This is a genomic window from Advenella sp. FME57, from assembly GCF_014897675.1.
GTDB lineage: Bacteria > Pseudomonadota > Gammaproteobacteria > Burkholderiales > Burkholderiaceae_B > Advenella.
Map to the genome: position 1 here is coordinate 57,086 of NZ_JABUXU010000010.1, position 17,294 is coordinate 74,379.

17 protein-coding genes and 1 pseudogene are annotated in these 17,294 nt (G+C 56.9%); 14 read left to right on the top strand and 4 right to left on the bottom strand.

Annotated features, from left to right (window positions below; translation table 11 throughout):
* Window positions 1–49 precede the first annotated feature (49 nt).
* Entirely contained in the window at window positions 50–979 is a 930-nt protein-coding gene (locus INT32_RS12890; RefSeq protein WP_193089143.1) for a LysR family transcriptional regulator, read from the top strand.
* Between the two features lie 413 nt (window positions 980–1,392).
* Here INT32_RS12890 and INT32_RS12895 read toward each other — a convergent pair whose 3' ends face one another.
* Window positions 1,393–2,304: a LysR family transcriptional regulator gene (locus INT32_RS12895; protein WP_193089144.1), complete on the bottom strand. Its 912-nt coding sequence runs from the start codon at window positions 2,302–2,304 to the stop codon at window positions 1,393–1,395.
* Window positions 2,305–2,434: 130 nt separating this feature from the next.
* On the opposite strand from INT32_RS12895, the gene INT32_RS12900 reads away from it, so the two are divergent.
* The 10 genes and pseudogenes from INT32_RS12900 to INT32_RS22395 form a co-directional block, all read left to right on the top strand.
* Complete coding sequence (locus INT32_RS12900; protein ID WP_193089145.1) at window positions 2,435–3,493, top strand: TauD/TfdA family dioxygenase; 1,059 nt, start codon at window positions 2,435–2,437, stop codon at window positions 3,491–3,493.
* Window positions 3,494–3,524: 31 nt separating this feature from the next.
* The gene (locus INT32_RS12905; protein ID WP_193089146.1) at window positions 3,525–4,481 is read left to right on the top strand and encodes a tripartite tricarboxylate transporter substrate binding protein; all 957 of its coding nucleotides are present in this window, start codon (window positions 3,525–3,527) and stop codon (window positions 4,479–4,481) included.
* Between the two features lie 58 nt (window positions 4,482–4,539).
* Complete coding sequence (locus INT32_RS12910) at window positions 4,540–5,556, top strand: nitrilase-related carbon-nitrogen hydrolase (RefSeq protein ID WP_193089147.1); 1,017 nt, start codon at window positions 4,540–4,542, stop codon at window positions 5,554–5,556.
* A 26-nt stretch (window positions 5,557–5,582) separates the two neighbouring features.
* Window positions 5,583–6,419, top strand: coding sequence for a transporter substrate-binding domain-containing protein (locus INT32_RS12915; RefSeq protein ID WP_193089148.1), 837 nt, complete (start codon window positions 5,583–5,585; stop codon window positions 6,417–6,419).
* Between the two features lie 31 nt (window positions 6,420–6,450).
* Window positions 6,451–7,152, top strand: coding sequence for an amino acid ABC transporter permease (locus INT32_RS12920; RefSeq protein ID WP_193089149.1), 702 nt, complete (start codon window positions 6,451–6,453; stop codon window positions 7,150–7,152).
* Window positions 7,149–7,850 carry an amino acid ABC transporter permease gene (locus INT32_RS12925; RefSeq protein WP_193089150.1) on the top strand — a complete coding sequence of 234 codons (702 nt, stop codon included), beginning with the start codon at window positions 7,149–7,151 and terminating at the stop codon, window positions 7,848–7,850. The genes INT32_RS12920 and INT32_RS12925 overlap by 4 nt, the downstream gene beginning before the upstream one ends.
* Before the next feature lies 1 nt (window position 7,851).
* The gene (locus INT32_RS12930) at window positions 7,852–8,580 is read left to right on the top strand and encodes an amino acid ABC transporter ATP-binding protein (protein ID WP_193089151.1); all 729 of its coding nucleotides are present in this window, start codon (window positions 7,852–7,854) and stop codon (window positions 8,578–8,580) included.
* A gap of 16 nt (window positions 8,581–8,596) precedes the next feature.
* The gene (locus INT32_RS12935; RefSeq protein WP_193089152.1) at window positions 8,597–9,802 is read left to right on the top strand and encodes a pyridoxal phosphate-dependent aminotransferase; all 1,206 of its coding nucleotides are present in this window, start codon (window positions 8,597–8,599) and stop codon (window positions 9,800–9,802) included.
* 150 nt (window positions 9,803–9,952) lie between these two features.
* Window positions 9,953–10,636, top strand: coding sequence for an RraA family protein (locus INT32_RS12940; protein WP_193089153.1), 684 nt, complete (start codon window positions 9,953–9,955; stop codon window positions 10,634–10,636).
* Window positions 10,637–10,800: 164 nt separating this feature from the next.
* Window positions 10,801–10,998: pseudogene (locus tag INT32_RS22395) on the top strand (3-phosphoglycerate dehydrogenase); the annotation flags it as partial.
* A 20-nt stretch (window positions 10,999–11,018) separates the two neighbouring features.
* On the opposite strand, the gene INT32_RS12945 reads toward INT32_RS22395, so the two are convergent.
* Together INT32_RS12945 and INT32_RS12950 are read right to left on the bottom strand one after the other, a co-directional pair.
* Window positions 11,019–12,476: an aldehyde dehydrogenase family protein gene (locus tag INT32_RS12945; protein ID WP_226817026.1), complete on the bottom strand. Its 1,458-nt coding sequence runs from the start codon at window positions 12,474–12,476 to the stop codon at window positions 11,019–11,021.
* A gap of 2 nt (window positions 12,477–12,478) precedes the next feature.
* Window positions 12,479–14,185 carry an acetolactate synthase large subunit gene (locus INT32_RS12950; RefSeq protein WP_193089155.1) on the bottom strand — a complete coding sequence of 569 codons (1,707 nt, stop codon included), beginning with the start codon at window positions 14,183–14,185 and terminating at the stop codon, window positions 12,479–12,481.
* Window positions 14,186–14,674: 489 nt separating this feature from the next.
* Here INT32_RS12950 and INT32_RS12955 point away from each other — a divergent pair, with 489 nt between their 5' ends.
* From INT32_RS12955 to INT32_RS12965, 3 genes are all read left to right on the top strand, one after another.
* Complete coding sequence (locus INT32_RS12955; RefSeq protein WP_193089156.1) at window positions 14,675–14,926, top strand: zinc-binding alcohol dehydrogenase family protein; 252 nt, start codon at window positions 14,675–14,677, stop codon at window positions 14,924–14,926.
* 97 nt (window positions 14,927–15,023) lie between these two features.
* Window positions 15,024–15,836, top strand: coding sequence for an AraC family transcriptional regulator (locus tag INT32_RS12960; protein WP_193089157.1), 813 nt, complete (start codon window positions 15,024–15,026; stop codon window positions 15,834–15,836).
* A 93-nt stretch (window positions 15,837–15,929) separates the two neighbouring features.
* Window positions 15,930–16,316 carry a cupin domain-containing protein gene (locus tag INT32_RS12965; protein WP_193089158.1) on the top strand — a complete coding sequence of 129 codons (387 nt, stop codon included), beginning with the start codon at window positions 15,930–15,932 and terminating at the stop codon, window positions 16,314–16,316.
* Between the two features lie 206 nt (window positions 16,317–16,522).
* Here INT32_RS12965 and INT32_RS12970 read toward each other — a convergent pair whose 3' ends face one another.
* Entirely contained in the window at window positions 16,523–17,119 is a 597-nt protein-coding gene (locus INT32_RS12970; RefSeq protein ID WP_193089159.1) for a TetR/AcrR family transcriptional regulator, read from the bottom strand.
* Window positions 17,120–17,294 lie beyond the last annotated feature (175 nt).

The window sequence follows — 17,294 nt, forward strand, 5'->3', positions numbered from 1 at the left end:
CATGTACGTATATCGAATATTTATATACAATACCTTGTGGAAAAATTACATGATTGATCATCGACTTCGTACCCTGCGCGTATTGGCGTCCGAGGGCACCGTCACAGCGGCTGCCCTCACGCTGCATCTCACGCCGTCCACCGTTTCACAGCAGCTTCGCCACCTTGCTGAAGACCTTGGCGTACGATTGCTCGAGCCTGACGGGCGCAGGGTCCGCCTTACAGCCGCAGCACTTGCCATTATTGAACACGCCGATATCCTATATGCGCAATGGGAACGGACAAGCGCAGATTTGGATGCATACCGAGACGGAGAGGCTGGCCACCTGCGAATAGCCGGGATTGCCACAGCGCTGTCCAGTATTATTGCTCCAGCCATGGTAAAGCTCAGGCGCCAATACCCACGTATGACCTTTGATCTCGGAGAGTACGCAGGCGAGAATCGGTTCAAACTCCTGGTCGCCGGACAGGTGGATATTGCGGTAATCATCCCGACGCCCGACGGGCCTGCCCCGAACGACGGCAGGTTCGAGCAGCAAGTGCTTCTGGAAGAACCTCAGGACCTGTTGGTCCCTGCGCAACATCGGTTCGCTTTGCGAGATGACGTAAGCCTGAGCGATGCAGCAGAAGAAATCTGGATTCAGGCGGGAGATCAGCGTGACCAGCACCAACTCTTGTTGAGTGCCTGTGCCGCCGCCGGCTTCATGCCTCGCCTAGCTCACAACGCTATTGATTGGTGCGCAGTGGGGGCTCTGGTTGCCCATGGATACGGAATCTGCCTATTTCCTCGGCTTGCTCATTTAACATCGGGTCAGGAGGTCAAGCGGGTTCGTCTAGTGGGCGCCCATGCTCCTGTGCGAAGGCTGCTTGCTTGTATACGTCGCGGTAGCGCCGATCAATTCTCCATCGCCAGCGGGCTCTCAGCACTACGCAGCGCCTCGGACGAATGGAAAGCCCAAGAGGCCACGGCACGATCGTGAAAGCCGACAGCAATCCGAAGGCCCGAGGATTTTGAAGCCCATGACGGCGGAGTGAGTCAGCGCAAACTGAGCACAACGCACCGCATCGGCAGCGCCACGGTCGAGCGGTGGCACCAGCCCTACGTTAAACAACGAGTGTCAGAGCTGTTGGGACGAAGCTGCCCACAGGTGCTCGGCATTTTTTCTGTCACAAACGAGGCTGTGACGCATGGAAATAGGCTATTTAAAGGTTGATCGCTCGCCAACATTTTTAGCAATGAAGAATTAAACTGTTACCTTGGTCCGCAATGAACGTACCACCTCTTTAGAGGGAACAGGCCAAATATGAAGGTGTTGCGTGAGGGCACTTTCGATGCAGCGAGAGCGTAACAAGATTTTGAAAAGGAAGAACAACCTGTTTGTTATCGATCATTTCAAGCCGATTCAGTGGCCGCCTGGAAGGGCCTGTCAAATGAGCAGCAATCCCTGGCCAGCCGGACCAGGTCCGTCACCAAGGTGCTTCGTCGATCTGCGCGCTGAACAGCGACAAAAGGCACATCGGGCACAACTGGCGTGACATGTAATACCTGCAGCAGACCAGCATCGATCATCGGTTTTAGGCAATGCACGGGTAGATGGCTCACGCCAAGTCCAGAGACCGTCATACCGATAATCGCCACGAGATTATTGCTTGTGATGCGCTCGACGGGCTCCAGCCCTGCTGCCTTGAACCAATCTTCGTAAAGAACGCCAGTCGCCGATAGTTGGCCCTGAGTGAGAAGGCGCCGCTGGGCAATATCGTGGACGCGAAGCTTAGACTTCGTGTCTATGAGGCCCGGCTTGCACATCCAAGCATTTCGCACGGCACCGATGCGTGTCTTTAGCAGGCGGACATCCTCGAAGAGGTCGGGCACAACAATTAAATCAAGACGTTCGCTCAGGACTTTCTCGCGCAGGCTAAAACTGTCGTCGACGTCTGGCTCGAAGTGCGCCTTGGGGTAGCGGCTCTGCACCGCGTTGACCAGTCGCGGGAGCCATGTCATAGCGGGAAGCTCGGTCATGCCAATACGCAGACGACGCTCCACTACCTCGGGGCGTTCGAACTGCTCAAGTGCTTCCTCGCGCTGGCGTAGAAAGCGCTTGGCGATAAAGAACATTTCTTCACCTTTCTCGGTCAAGCGCGCAGTTCTTTGCGAGCGGTCGAAGAGCTGCGTTTTAACAGTTTCCTCGAGTTCCTGCACGCGCTTGGACACAGCGGACTGCGTCGTCGCGAGCTTGTTTGCGGCGTGTGCGAATCCACCCAACTGTACGACCCAGAAGAATGCCTCCAGCTGTTTGAAAGTCATGACTCTATCTCATTCCATTTGACGATAATAAAGAATCGATAAATATCGCTTTTTTTATTCTTCAACCGATCATACCATAGCAATCGTAGGCAGTACGCCCAATACCTTTTCACCGCTCAGGGAGACCAAAGTGAAACAACGCAAACCTATTGAAGATGCCAGCGCGTGGACGGCAGCCCAAGTAAACGGCGATCAAAGCTGGATTTATCGCTTCACGCCAGAGCAGATCGCCGAGCTTGACGCTGCTTTGGAGAAGGTGAAGCACATGCCGATCACCGACATCACAAAAGAGGACTTTCCTCTAGACAAGACCCTGGTGATGCTAAACAAAGTAGCCGCACAAGTCGAAGACGGCATTGGCATGGCTGTGCTGCGGGGCCTGCCGGTTCTGAACTACTCGAAGGACGACGCATCGCGGATCTACTGGGGCATCGGCCGGCATCTTGGGCAACCGGTCACGCAGAACTCGCGTGCGCACTTACTCGGCCATGTGAAAGATGAAGGGGTGAAGTACGGCCATAAGACACGTGGCTACAACACCAGCGCCAAGCTCAACTTCCATTGCGACAACTGCGACGTCGTGGGTCTCTTATGTCTGCGCGTGTCGCGCACCGGTGGCCTCAGTCGCATCACAAGTACGACCTCAATTCACAATGAAATACTAAAGCGCAAGCCCGAACTGCTCGAACCGCTGTTTGCGGGGTTCTTCTATGACCTGAAGGGGGAGCACTTGCCGGGTCGCACCCCGCTGTCCGAGCACCGCATTCCGGTATTCAGTCTCTTCGAAGGCAAGCTCAGCTGTCGTTACCTTCGCAACGCGATAGAACCTGCGTTCGAGAAGAGCGGCATTCCGGCGACGCCTGAGCAAGTTGAAGCGATGGATCTTTTCGACGAACTCGCCGGCAGCAAGTCACTGTGCTTCGAGATGGAGATGGAGCCGGGCGATATGCAGCTATTGAACAACCACGTGACAGTGCATTCGCGCACGGCCTTCGAAGATTACGAAGAGGAGGACAAGAAGCGCCATCTACTACGGCTTTGGATGCGCACAGATGTGCGTCCTCTTGCGCCCGAATTTGCCGAGCGTTTCGGGCCTGGCACTGCCCGCATGGGCGTTCCCGCGCCTGAAGCTTTCGGTCTTCCACCACGCCCGCGATTGGAACACGGTCTGCCTGAGATGGCCCACTGATCGAACAATAAATCTCTCTGGCAGACACCCAATGAAAACCATTCTGAAAACCTTTTTTCTCGCCAGTTCCTTGCTTGCCGGTGCTGCACTTGCGGCCTATCCTGAGCGCCCTGTGACCATCGTCGTACCCTACGCGCCTGGCGGAGCGGCCGACGCTTTGGCTCGACAACTGGCGGTGCGCATGGGCACCAATCTGGGTACCAGCGTGATCGTGGACAACAGACCCGGGGCAAGCGGCATTATTGGCAAATCCCTTGTGGCACGTGCGCCGGCTGACGGATATACCCTGCTGTATGACGCGACGCCGTCCTCCATCAATCAGGCGCTGTTCAAAAGCCTGCCGTTTACCAACAAGGATTTTCAGCCACTGTCGCTGATCACCATGATGCCCAACGTGCTGGTCGTGCGCAAGGAGTCATCGATCAAGGACCAGGCAGACCTGATCGCCCGCGCCAAGGACCAACCCGGCAAGCTGACCTTTGCTTCAGGAGGCAGCGGCACGGTGCAGCGCATGGCAACCGAGCTGTATCGGCAGGGTCTCGGTCTGGATATGCTGCACGTGCCTTATAAGAGCGGCGGGCCAGCGATCTCGGACACGATGGGAGGGCAGGTCGATGTCATGTTCAGCAATATCGCAGCGTGCTATCCGCTGATCTCGGCGGGCAAGTTACGCGCGTTGGCGATTTCCTCTGCTGAACGTTCCCCTTTGCTGCCCGACGTGCCTGCCGTTGCCGAGAGTGCGTTGCCAGGCTTCGAGGTGTACGAATGGGCTGGCCTGCTGCTGCCGGCGGGCACGCCCGAAGCGGTCATCGACCGTCTGCACAAGGCAGTGGTCGAGTCACTTCAGGACGAAGCGTTGAAGCAGCGTTTCGCTGAAATTGGCGCGCAGCCCATCGGCAATACTCCGGCCGAGTTTGCCACCTTTTTACAGAAGGAATCGGCCAAGTGGGCCGAAACAGTACGCAAGGGCAAGATCAAGCGCCAATGAGTTTGGACTAACTTCGCCACAAGCGCATTACTAATACCTATATTTCATTATACATATCATGCAAAAAATATTTAAGGCTGCAGTCGTGCAGTCGGCTGCAGTCGCCTTCGACAACTATCGGACCATGCTGCGCATGAAAGAGCTGGCGAATCAGGCGCGTGATCAGGGTGCCTCGCTAGTCGTCTTTCCTGAAGCAATGCTCGGTACTTATCCCAAGGGCAGTACATTCGGCGCCTACGTTGGTGGCAGAAGTGAGCAAGGCCGGGACGAGTTCCTGCGCTATCACCGCAACGCCATTGATGTGCCCGGCCCTTACATCGACGAACTCGCCGTACTGGCCAAAGACCTTGGCGTGTATTTGGTCACAGGTGTGGTTGAACGAGCGGGCGGTACCCTTTACTGCACCGTCGTTTTTTTCGACAACAAGGGAAACTTCCTGGGCAAACATCGCAAGCTGATGCCCACCGGCAGCGAGCGAACCATCTGGGGTTTCGGGGACGGCTCTACGCTTCCCGTGTATGCGACAGATTTGGGCAGGCTCGGTGCGGTGATTTGCTGGGAAAATTACATGCCTTTGCTACGCACTACCATGTACTCGAAAGGCATCGAACTGTACTGTGCACCAACGCTTGCCAGCAGCGACATCTGGCCAGCTTCGATGCAGCACATCGCTATGGAGGGGCGTTGCTTTGTGTTTAGCGCCAACCAGTACGCCACCGCTTCTGACTATCCGTCAGACTATGTGAGCGTAGCAAGTTCGGACCCCGCACAACCGCTGACCCGGGGTGGAAGCTGCATCGTCGATCCCTTCGGGAACTTTCTGGCAGGCCCCAATTTCGAGGGTGCAGCCGTAATGGTGGCTGAGATCGACCTGGACGATACCATTCGCGGCAAATACGACCTCGATGTCACTGGCCATTACGCGCGCCCCGATGTGTTCCAGCTGTTTGTCAACGAGCGCCCACAGGAAGTCGTCCAGTCGGACAGAGGGCCATTCGCAAAGTCTGATCCAAGACACCTGACGGAAAAGCATAAATCACCAATCGGTTCCAAGACCTGGGGCCATCACAAATGAAATCGCCCCATTCAGAAGGAGGCCACATGTTCACCACATTCAAGACCATTTCCCGGCAGGCGCTAGGTTGCTGCCTGCTCGTTGCGCTTTCAGGCGTTGCTACCACCGCACACGCCAATCGTCTGGAGGAGATCAAGAGTCGGGGTCGCTTGGTTTGCGCCACGCTGTCGGGGACTGAGCCTCTGGCTTTTCAGGACCCGCGCACCCGTCAGTATGTCGGTTTTGACATTGACCTTTGCAATGCGTTGGCCAAGCGATTGGGCGTCACTCTCGAACACAAGCCTATCGCCGTAGAAGCACGCATTCCCGAACTTAGCCTGGGACGCGTTGACGTGGTCGCTGCCGCCATGGGCTACACCAAGGAGAGGGCTACGCGAATTGCATACTCCGACATTCATTACCAGTTACCCATCAAAATCGTTGTTTCGAATTCGTCGGGTATCAAAACCTTTGCTGATCTGGCTGGAAAAAAAATCAGCGCCAACAAAGGCAGCACTCCTGAGACCTTCACACGAGAACGGATTCCTAGCGCTGAAGTGGTGACCTATCAGGACAGCTCCACTGCATTCCTGGCGCTGGCGCAAGGCAAAGTGCAGGGCCTTGCGATCGGCCAGGCGGCGGGCGCACGTTTTGTCGACCAAGGCGAAGGCAAGTTCAGATTCCTGGACGAGTCCTTGTTCTTCGAGCCGACCGGTCTTGGCATTAAAAAAGGCGAGCCCGAGTTGCTCGACGCCGTGAACAAGGCACTGCACCTGATGGAAGACAGCGGTCAGCTCGATGTCATGTGGAACAAGTGGTACGGCCCAAGCACGAAGTTCAAGATTCCCCGCGAAAAGAAGCTGACTCCCTTGTCTGACCTTTGATCGATCCCTGTAACTCTTCATCGTTGGCACTATGGAACTACTCAATTTCGGTGTGGTGCTTCAGGGCAAGTACCTAAGCTGGCTGCTGGCCGGTGCAACAATGACGCTGGTACTCTTTGCTGCATGCTGGCTCGCGGGCTTCGTACTATCGCTTTTTCTACTCGCCTTGCGACAGTCCGGCGTCAGTTTGCTGGCGGCGTTTACCAAGGCGTTTGTCGCCTACCACCGCAACGTGCCGCAACTGGTTCAGGTCTTTCTATGGTACTTCGGTGTGCCACAGCTCCTGCCAGAAGCAGGGCAGACCTGGATCAACACGCACGACAGCGAGTTCGTCCTGGTGTGGATCGCTCTCTCCTGGAATTGTGCCGCGTACATGTCGGAGGATCTGCGCAGCGGCCTGCGGTCACTGCCACACAGCCAGTTGGAAGCCGCGCGGGCGATCGGCATGACCTACCTGCAGTCCATGCGCATCGTACTCGTTCCACAGGCGCTGCGGGCAGCCTTGCCACCGCTGGTGAACCAATCGCTGAGCCTGTTCAAGTCGACCAGCCTGGCGATGACCGTAGGTCTTGCGGAAATCACCTACGCATCACGCCAGATAGAGAATGAGAGCTTTCGCACCTTTGAAGCCTTCGCCGTCGCTTCGGTCTTCTACTGGATCTGTTCATTCGTGCTGATCTTCGTCGGCCACTATTGGAGTGAACGCCTGAAGAACACAAGGAGAACTGCATGATCGATATTCTGGACAGGTATGGGCTGTTACTCTTGGTTGGTCAGTACCCTTACGGTCCCTTGGGCGGCCTCGCCCTCACTCTGTGCCTGGCCATTGCCGGACTTGTGATTTCGTTCCCCTTGGCCGTGTTGATCGGCATGGCACGCACGAGTCCATTTCGTGCGTTCCGTCTAGGCGCTGGCCTGATCGTCAATGCCGTGCGCGGACTGCCTGTGTTGTTGCTGATCTTCTGGGCCTACTTCATCGTGCCTCTGGTGATCGGTCGCTCTGTCTCCGGGGTCACCACTGTCATCTGCGCGCTGGTGTTGTATGAACTCGCCTTCATGGGCGAGGTGGTACGTGCGGGCATCGAAGCCATACCAAAGGGTCAGGTAGAAGCCGCACGCGCCATCGGGATGACCTACGTGCAAACGATGCGAAAGATCGTGCTGCCGCAGGCGCTCGTGAATATGACGCCGAGCATCCTCAATCAATTCATCAATCTCATCAAAAACACGTCGCTGGGCTACATCATCAGCGTAAACGAACTGACCTACGCCGCATATCAGGTCAACGCGCAGCTACTCACCCAACCTTTCAAGGTGTACCTGATTTTGGCTGCAACCTACTTCCTCATCTGCTGGTCGCTTAGTCTGGCGGTCGAGAAGCTGGAAAAAACAATCAATGAGCGTCGCCGTGTGATGCCAAGGAGTGTCTAAAATGATCGTCTTCCAGGAAGTCCAGAAATACTACGGTGAGTACAAAGCGCTAGACGGTATCACCGAGACGATCGCCAAGGGCGAAGTCGTTGTTGTCTGCGGGCCTTCGGGATCGGGCAAGTCGACACTGATCCGCACGGTGAACCGGCTTGAGCCAATCTCGGGCGGCACGATCATGGTTGATGGCCAGGACACCAATGCGCCGAATGTCAACGTCAACGCTCTGCGCAGCCGTATCGGCTTCGTCTTCCAGAGCTTTAACCTTTTTCCACATCTCAGCGTCCTTCAGAACGTATCCATCGGCCCGACGGCGGTGTCGCGTTTGTCAGCTCAGGAAGCGCGTGAACGGTCTCTTGCCTTGCTGGAGAAAGTTGGATTGGCGAGCAAAGCCGATGACTTTCCCCCCCAGCTATCGGGCGGACAGCAGCAACGTGTGGCCATCGCACGCGCTCTGGCCATGCAGCCACCGGTCATGCTTTTTGACGAACCGACGAGCGCGCTTGACCCGGAGATGGTCGGCGAGGTTTTGAACGTGATGAAGCAGCTCGCGGCCGATGGCATGACGATGGTGTGCGTAACGCACGAGATGGGCTTCGCGCGCGAGGTGGCCGATCGGATCCTGTTCATGGACGCCGGCGCGATCGTGGAACGTTCTACACCCGATGAATTTTTTACCAACCCCCAACACCCACGCGCCAGGAAGTTCGTGTCGGACATCCGGCACGCATGAGCTGTTTGAGAAACCTATGACATATCTATCATCTTCACTTTCCCGTATCAAACCGTCGAGCACCATTGGCGCGACCCAGCGCGCACGCGATTTGGCAGCACAGGGCCGCGACATCATCGCCTTGAGCACGGGCGAGCCAGATTTCGATACACCCGATAATATTCGCCTCGCGGCCATTCGAGCCATCACAGACGGCAAAACCCGCTATACGCCTGTCAGCGGCATTCCCGAACTGCGCGACGCTATCACCAAGAAGTTCGAGAGGGAAAACGGCCTCTCTTACCAACGCGAGGAAACCATCGTTTGCAGCGGCGGCAAACATGTCATTGCCAACGCACTGCTTGCCACCCTGAACGAGGGCGACGAGGTCATCATCCCTGCCCCCTATTGGGTGTCCTACCCGGAGATCGTGGCGCTGTGCAATGGCGAACCTGTCATTGTGACCACCAGCATGGACCACGGGCTGAAGCTTACCCCCGAAGCGCTGGCAAAAGCGATCACGCCGAAGACCAAGTGGGTGATTCTGAACTCGCCGTCGAACCCCTCGGGCGCAGCCTACACCGAGCAGGAACTGCGCAGTCTTGCTGATGTGATCGTGGACCACGACCAGGTGCTGGTCATGTGCGACGACATTTATGAACACCTCGTCTATGACGATTTCGCGTACCGTACCCTCGCTCAGGTGGAGCCTCGGTTAAAAGAGCGCACCCTCACGATCAACGGTGTATCCAAAGGCTATGCCATGACCGGATGGCGCATCGGTTACGGTGCCGGCCCTGTCAAACTGATCAAAGCCATGGAAGTACTCCAGGGGCAGGTCACCTCCGCTGCGAGTTCGGTGGCTCAATGGGCGGCAGTTGAGGCGCTCGACGGACCACAGGACTACCTTGCAACCCGGCGCGAAGCATTCCGTCGCCGCAGAGACATGGTGGTGGACGCCCTGAACGAATGCAGCGGCATCCGTTGCCTGCGACCAGAAGGTGCCTTCTATGTCTTTCCCTCCTGCGAAGGGGCTTTCGGCAAAAAAACACCGTCTGGTGTGCGGATCGAAAACGACGAGTCCTTTGCACTGGAACTGCTGAGCGGCGAAGGCGTGGCTGTTGTCCAGGGCAGTGCGTTCGGCACCGCCGGCCACTTCCGCATTTCGTACGCGGCCAGCGAGAGCCACCTTACCGAGGCGCTTGTACGGATCAGGCGTTTTTGCGCGAGCCTGCAGGTGTGACCCTTCACTGGTAGCGTGAAGATATTAACGCATGAAAATACTATGGCGTGACGCAGGCCTTTGTTGAGGCGGCGATAAGTCACTGATTTACTATTAAAAGGAATGAACAATGGCATTACTATCAATGCAGTGGAAGGGAGTGAAGACCCAATGACGTCCACCAACATAAATCGCAATTTCGAACGTGTGTCTGCCGAGCATGTCGCGCAAGCCAGCCGGTATCAAGCGGCGATTTTCGCCGACGTGAATGGTCGCCGCGGTGCGATGCATGGGCGCATTGTGGCTGTCGAGCCCGGCATGAAGCTCGCTGGGCCTGCCTTCACTGTCGATGTGCGTCCGGGCGATAACCTTATGATTCATGCGGCGATCGCGCTAGCCAGGCCGGGCGATGTGCTCGTCATAGATGGCAAGAGCGACATGACCGCAGCGCTGATGGGTGCTTTGATGATGAACGCTTGCAAAGTTCGTCACCTCGCTGGCGTCGTCGTTGACGGTGCAGTACGAGACCGTGAGGAGCTCGAGTCTCTGGGTTTTCCCGTGTTTTCTGTGGGAACCAATCCTAACGGCCCGACGAAAAACGTAGCGGGTCGTATCGGTATGCCGTTGAGCTGTGGCGGAGTCACAGTGTACCCTGGAGATCTCGTCGTGGCGGACGTAGACGGTGTGGTCGTCCTTGAGCGCAAGGATGTCCCTGCGCTTTTGCCATTGGCAGCAAAAAAGGAGGCAGACGAAGCCACTCGCATGAATCAGATCCAGCGCGGCAATACCTCTGCGTCGTGGCTTGAAGATGCTTTGCGTAAAGCTGGAGCACTCTCGGACAGCGAGCACCTCTAGCGGGTGTATCGTGATCATTAAGCGTCGTTTCACCATGAAGTGAGAAATTAATGACCCAAGAAGCCATCGTTATTGCCGAAGAAAAAATCCATCCGGATGCGGTCGCTTTGTTAAAGGACTAATGTCCTTGTTACACCGGCGCACGCTTCAATCAAGACGAATTAGTTGCACGCGTCGAGCGCGAACAGCCGGTGGCCATCTTATCTCGTTACGGAAAAATCAATGAACGCGTACTAGCAGCCTCTCGCAAACTGAAGGTCATTGGTCGACATGGCGTAGGGATGGACGCCATCGACCAGGCCTCTGCCAAACAACTTGGAATCAAAGCGATTGCGGCCGTGGGATCGAACAGCCATGCCGTTGCAGAACGGGCGCTGCGTCATTACAGACTTGTAGGAAGCGCGCCTGCTCTGATCGGTCGGCGAATCACTAGGTTGCGGATTTCGGTCATGTCTTCCATCGCGAAACGCACGCCTTCGCGGCCTAGGCCCGAATCCTTGACCCCGCCATAGGGCATGTTGTCGACGCGGTAGCTGGGCACGTCGTTGATCACCACCCCGCCGACATCGAGATGATCCCAGGCGTCGAACATCTTGAACAGATCGCGGGTGAAGACTCCCGCCTGTAACCCGAATTTGGAGGCGTTGACCTCGGCGAGTGCGGCATTGAAATCAGTGAAGCTCGACAGCAAAGCGACCGGGCCGAACGCTTCTTCAGTGACAATCCTGGTGTTGGCAGGCACGGCTTCGAGCAGGGTGGCATCGAGCATCGCGCCGTCGCGGTTGCCGCCGCAGAGCAGCCTACCGCCAGCGACAACCGCCTCGTTGACCCAGGTTTCGAGCCGCATTGCTTCCTTGAAATGGATCATTGGGCCGATGAACGTGTCGCGCTGCTTGGGGTCGCCCGCTACCAGGGTCTTTGTCCTGGCGATCAGCATGTCGCGGAAACGGTCGTAGACATCGGCATGGATAATGATGCGCTGCACTCCGATACAGCTCTGCCCCGACTGGTAGAAGGCGCCGAAAATGACGCGTTCGAGCGCATCGTCGAGATCGGCATCAGCATCGACAATCACCGCGGCATTGCCGCCTAGCTCGAGCACCACCTTCTTTTTGCCGCAGCGGGCCTTGAGGTCCCAGCCGACATCGGGCGACCCGGTGAACGAGAGCAGCTTGAGTCGGTCGTCGGTGGTGAACAAGTCGGCCCCGTCGCGACTGGCGGGTAGGATGGAGAATGCGCCCTTAGGTAGGTCGGTCTCGGCAAGCACTTCACCGATGATGATCGCGCCCAAGGGGGTGCGGCTCGCCGGTTTCATCACGAACGGACAGCCTACCGCAAGCGCCGGGGCGATCTCGTGCGCGGCTAGGTTGAGCGGAAAGTTGAAGGGCGAGATGAATGAGCACGGTCCGATGGGCACGCGCTTCCAGATGCCCTGATAGCCCTTGGCGCGCGCCGAAATGTCGAGCGACTGGACCTCTCCGGTCATCCGCACCGACTCCTCGGCGGCGATGCGGAAGGTGTCTATCAGCCGGCCGACCTCACCCTCGCTATCCTTGATCGGCTTGCCCGCCTCTACGCACAGCGCGTACGCGAGCTCGTCGAACCGCTCGGTGAAACGGGTGACGCAATGGGAGAGTACCGCCTGGCGCTCGTAGCTAGCCATCCGAGCCATCGGTTCTGCCGCCTCGACCGCACCCCCGATCGCCGCATCGATCGTCGCGGCATCGGCCTGCGCGACGCGGAACGCGACCTCGCCGGTGAACTTGTCGGTCACTGCGAGATCGGCGTTCGGCTGTTGCGCCACGTTGTTTAGATAGAGCGGATAGACGGACTTGAGCATGGTCATTCGACACTCCCGGAGCGCATCCCGCTTTCCGGCGAAACCGGGGAAAGGGGCAGCGATTGCAATTCTTTCGACAGCGTATTTATGTCGGTGTGGAGGATTTGGTCATTCTCCGAATAGTCAACAGGGCAGTCGATCAGATGGACGCCCGCCGTGTCGCGGGTATGCGCGAGCAGCTGCTTGAGATGCTCGGCGCTTTGGGCGCGATGGCCGAACGCGCCATAGCTTTCCGCGTACTTGACGAAATCTGGGTTGCCATAGGTCAGACCCCAGTCCTTGAAGCCCATGTGCGCCTGCTTCCAGCGGATCATTCCATAGCTGTTGTCATTAAGGATCAGCACGGTGAGGTTGAGCTTTAAGCGAACGGCGGTTTCCATTTCCTGGCTGTTCATCATGAAGCCGCCATCGCCGCAGATCGCCATCACCTTGCGATTGGGATAGACCATCGCCGAGGCCATTGCCGAGGGCAGGCCTGCGCCCATCGTGGCGAGCGCATTATCGAGCAGCACGGTATTGGGGCGGTAAGCCGGATAGTCGCGCGCGAACCAGATTTTGTACACTCCGTTGTCGAGACATATGATGCCGTCTTCGGGCATCGCCGCGCGGACCTGTTCGACCAGAAAGGACGGGAAGATGGGAAAGCGTGCATCGCCCGAGAGCGACGCGGTGTGCGCGACCTGACCCTTGCGTGCCGCCAGCATCGCGTCGAACGTCCAGCCCCCATTGGGAACGATGTCTTGCTTGATCTGCCAGACCGCGTTGGCGATGTCGCCGATAACCTCGATCTGCGGGAAGTAGACCGAATCGACCTCGGCGGTTTTTGACGAGATGTGGATCACCTGCGTGCCGCCGGCCCGCATGAAGAACGGCGGCTTCTCGATCACGTCATGACCGATATTGACGATAAGGTCGGCGGCCTCGACCGCGCGGTGAACAAAGTCGCCCGTCGACAGGGCCGCGCAGCCGACAAACTTGGGGTGACGTTCGTCGATCACACCCTTGCCGAGCTGAGTGGTAAGGAACGGGATGCCGGTTTTTTCGATGAACTGGAGCAGCATCCGGCTGGTCATGGTGCGGTTGGCGCCTGCGCCGATCACCAAAATTGGAGACCTGGCCTTTTCGAGCGCATGTGCCGCAGCGCGTACCGACTTCACATCGGCATTGGGCCGCCGCGTGTGGCTGCGCTTGAGCGGCACCAATTCGGTTTTTTCGTCGGCGACGTCCTCGGGAAACTCGATATGCGTTGCGCCGGGCTTCTCCTCTTCGGCAAGCCGGAAGGCCTCGCGCACACGGCTGGGGATGTTGTCGGCGCTGGCGAGCTGGTGGGTGAACTTGGTCAGCGGCTTCATCATGTCGACCACATCGAGGATTTGGAAGCGACCTTGCTTCGACTTCTTGATCGGTTTTTGCCCGGTGACCATCAGGATCGGCATGCCACCAAGCTGCGCATAGGCGGCGGCGGTAACCAAATTGGTTGCGCCCGGTCCCAGCGTCGCCATGCACACGCCGGTCTTGCCGGTATGCCGGCCATAGGTCGCGGCCATGAAGCCTGCCCCCTGCTCGTGCCGGGTAAGGATCAGCTGGATCTTGGTCGAGCGGCTGAGGCTGTCGAGCATATCGAGATTCTCCTCGCCGGGAACCCCAAAAATATATTCCACCTCCTCTTCCTCCAGGCACTGGATGAAAAGATCGGATGCTTTGGTCATGATGAGATTCCTCTAGAGTAGGCTGTGTCGATAGTGAGGATAACATGGTTCTTTCAGATGGCTTGGAGTACAAACGTGTTGACGATCGGGTGCGCCAGTTCAATGTCTTGGGGCATTCATCGCGGCAATTGTCTTTATTACAGCAAAGGGCCATCACGCCTTCGGGCTGGTGTCTCAGGCGCATAATGTGCCTATTCCGCTCGGGTGGATCTCGGCTTGAGGAGGAGGGCGGGCTCAGGCATCTGGGTGTCGCCGCGGCCTTGCCCGCAGTGTGAATGACCAACGCCCCAGCGACGCGCAGGGCGCGGTTGATATCGCGCGTCCAGACGCTGGCTGACAATCCGTAGTCGCTGTCGTTGCCGAAATGCTGGACGGTGAGAACAGGGCCGACACTTGAGTCCTGGCCAGTGTGTTGCTCCCTCCAGGCTGTTCCCTGACCCAAGTCCCTTTGTCCTTTGGCGGCGCCTGGATGAGCGCTGTGAGCTCAGAATGAGGAGAGCGAAGAAAGCAGCCATCTACGATCTACCAGGCGTTCCCGATTTCCTGCGTTACAAAGAGGTTCCCGATCCGGTATGCCCGCCGGATGGCGTCATCATCTGCACTGAAGCGGTCGCCATTGAAGGCGGCGATCTGATCAACTGCGCAACTTCGCCACCGCCGCATCCAGACTACATCGTCGGATTCGCTGGTACCGGCGAGGTCGTAGCCATAATGGCCAGAGCAACCCTGAACGGTCTTTGAGATTACCTTCTACTCGTCTTCTTTACTCGGAGATATATAATTAAGCATCAGAATGCCAGTATTTTTATATCAGGCCGAGTTTTAAGTGATAAATGAGATGTCCAAACCGACACGTCACGATTGGGTCCAACACGCTACTCAGCCAGGAAAAATAGAGCGTATCGAAGCCTATTTTCGTGGCCACGGTTATGCACCCCATCGACACGATACTTATGCCATTGGGATCACCCTGGATGGTGTGCAGCGTTTCCATTACCGTTATGCCCAGCGTCATAGCGTTCCGGGTACGATTCTGGTATTGCACCCTGATGAGCTTCATGACGGAGAGGCTGGCACAGAAGCGGGTTTTCATTATCGAATGGTGTACATCGAACCGTCCTTGATCCAGCAGATCCTTGGCGGAAAGCCACTGCCATTTATTGAAGGGGGGCTATCAAGGGACGGTCGGCTTCGGGCGGCAATGGAACCATTACTACAGGGCGTGGGCGTGGATACCGACCCTATGCAAGAGGATAACGCACTGAGCGATCTTGCACATGCGCTGGTCGCCGTCGCCGGCACGCGTACCATCCGGCGTCAACCGGACTTCATTGCGGTGGAGCGTGCTCGGGCCTATATCAACGACTCACTCGAACAGGGCATGACATTGGACACGCTGGCACAAGCCAGTGGCTTGGATCGTTGGCAGTTATGCCGGGATTTCCGGTCGCTCTATGGCACCAGTCCCTATCGTTACCTAAGCATGCGTCGCCTGGCTTTTGCCCGGCGGCTGATGATGTCGGGCAAGACTGTCGCCGAATCAGCGTTAACGGCAGGCTTTTTCGACCAGAGCCATATGTCGCGCCAGTTCATGTCTGCGTATGGCATCCCCCCGGCGAGATGGCTGAAGCTGGTCAGCCAGCTGCGATAGGGCAGCGGCGACGATGAGTTGCACGATCGTGCAAGACGAGCAGCGCATCATTCTTTATTATGCAAATCTCTTTGTTTTCAACGAGATATCAGCATGACACATACATCCCCCGTAGACAGCTATCACGTCATCAACCTCGCTCAAAAGTTCGGTCTTTTCAGCGAACAATGGAAACCCAAGGTCGTGGCCCAAATGAACGACTACCAGTTCAAGATCGCCCGCCTGGAAGGCGATTTCATTTGGCATACCCACTTTGATACTGATGAGGCCTTCCTCGTGCTGGAGGGCGAGCTGCGTATTGACTTTCGCGATGGCAGCGTCTTGCTGCGGCAAGGCGAGCTATATGTCGTTCCCAAAGGCGTTGAGCACAAACCCTATGCCGCCAGAGAAGTAAAACTGATGCTGATAGAACCGCACGGTACTTTAAATACCGGGGAGCAAACAGGAGAACGAACGGCCCAGAATGATTTGTGGATTTAATGGCCGACAGATTCAAGAGCGGCCACTCACACGACATGTGTGAGTGGCCGCTCCAACGTCTTATCGCCCTCGTCAACAGTTGCTGAGCACTTTCGACAAGATGCCGCTGCATTGGTTATCTTTGCCGGGACTTTTGCACAAATGGCCGCCGGTGCCAATCATCGCAACCGCCATCCGGCGATCTGCAGACAACCATTGCCTGCGTTTTATTTTGGTGCCTTTTTGGCTTTCTTGGCCTTCTTGACCACGTTGCCAGGCTGGTTTGTCAAAATTGCACTCGCAATAAGATCAAAAAGATAATCTCCCCGCGGCGTAAATGCGGGTTGGTCCCCGACCCAGCCGAGCGCAGACATGAGGGCGAACAGGTCAATCCCTTGCATATCGGTGCGCGCCGTTCCCTCGGTCTGGGCACGCTGCAATAGTCTTGCACCCGCTTCGTGCACTGCTGAGCAGGAAGCGAAAAGCGCGGACTCCGGGTCCTCGTGGGCGCTCGCCATCAAGGCCACCACGCCGCTATAGCTCAGAACGAATGCCACGCCTTCACGAAACCACGACACGAGTGCTTCGTCTGGGGGCGCTGACGTTTCAAGTTCAACTGCCTTTTGCGTGAGTGCGTCCAGATTCTCGCGCAGCAAGGCATCGAACAAGGCCTCTCGCGTGGGGAAATGGCGCAGCAGGGTGGCCAACCCCACGCCGGCCCGGCGCGCGATATCCCGCATGGACGCATCGGCGCCATGTTCGCTAACTACGCCACGCGCGACTGAAAGAACATGGTCGTAATTTTTTTTTGCGTCTGCTCGCATAAATTTCCTTGACAAATGGATCGCTGATCCGTATTCTAAATAAACGGATCAGTGATCCGGATATTTCAATCATGATTAATTTATGATTTTCTTCATGATGTGGATCACTGATCCATAAGATACAGCACATTCGTGCAAATGGGAATAGAAACGTGGCTTTACGCCACAAAAGGAA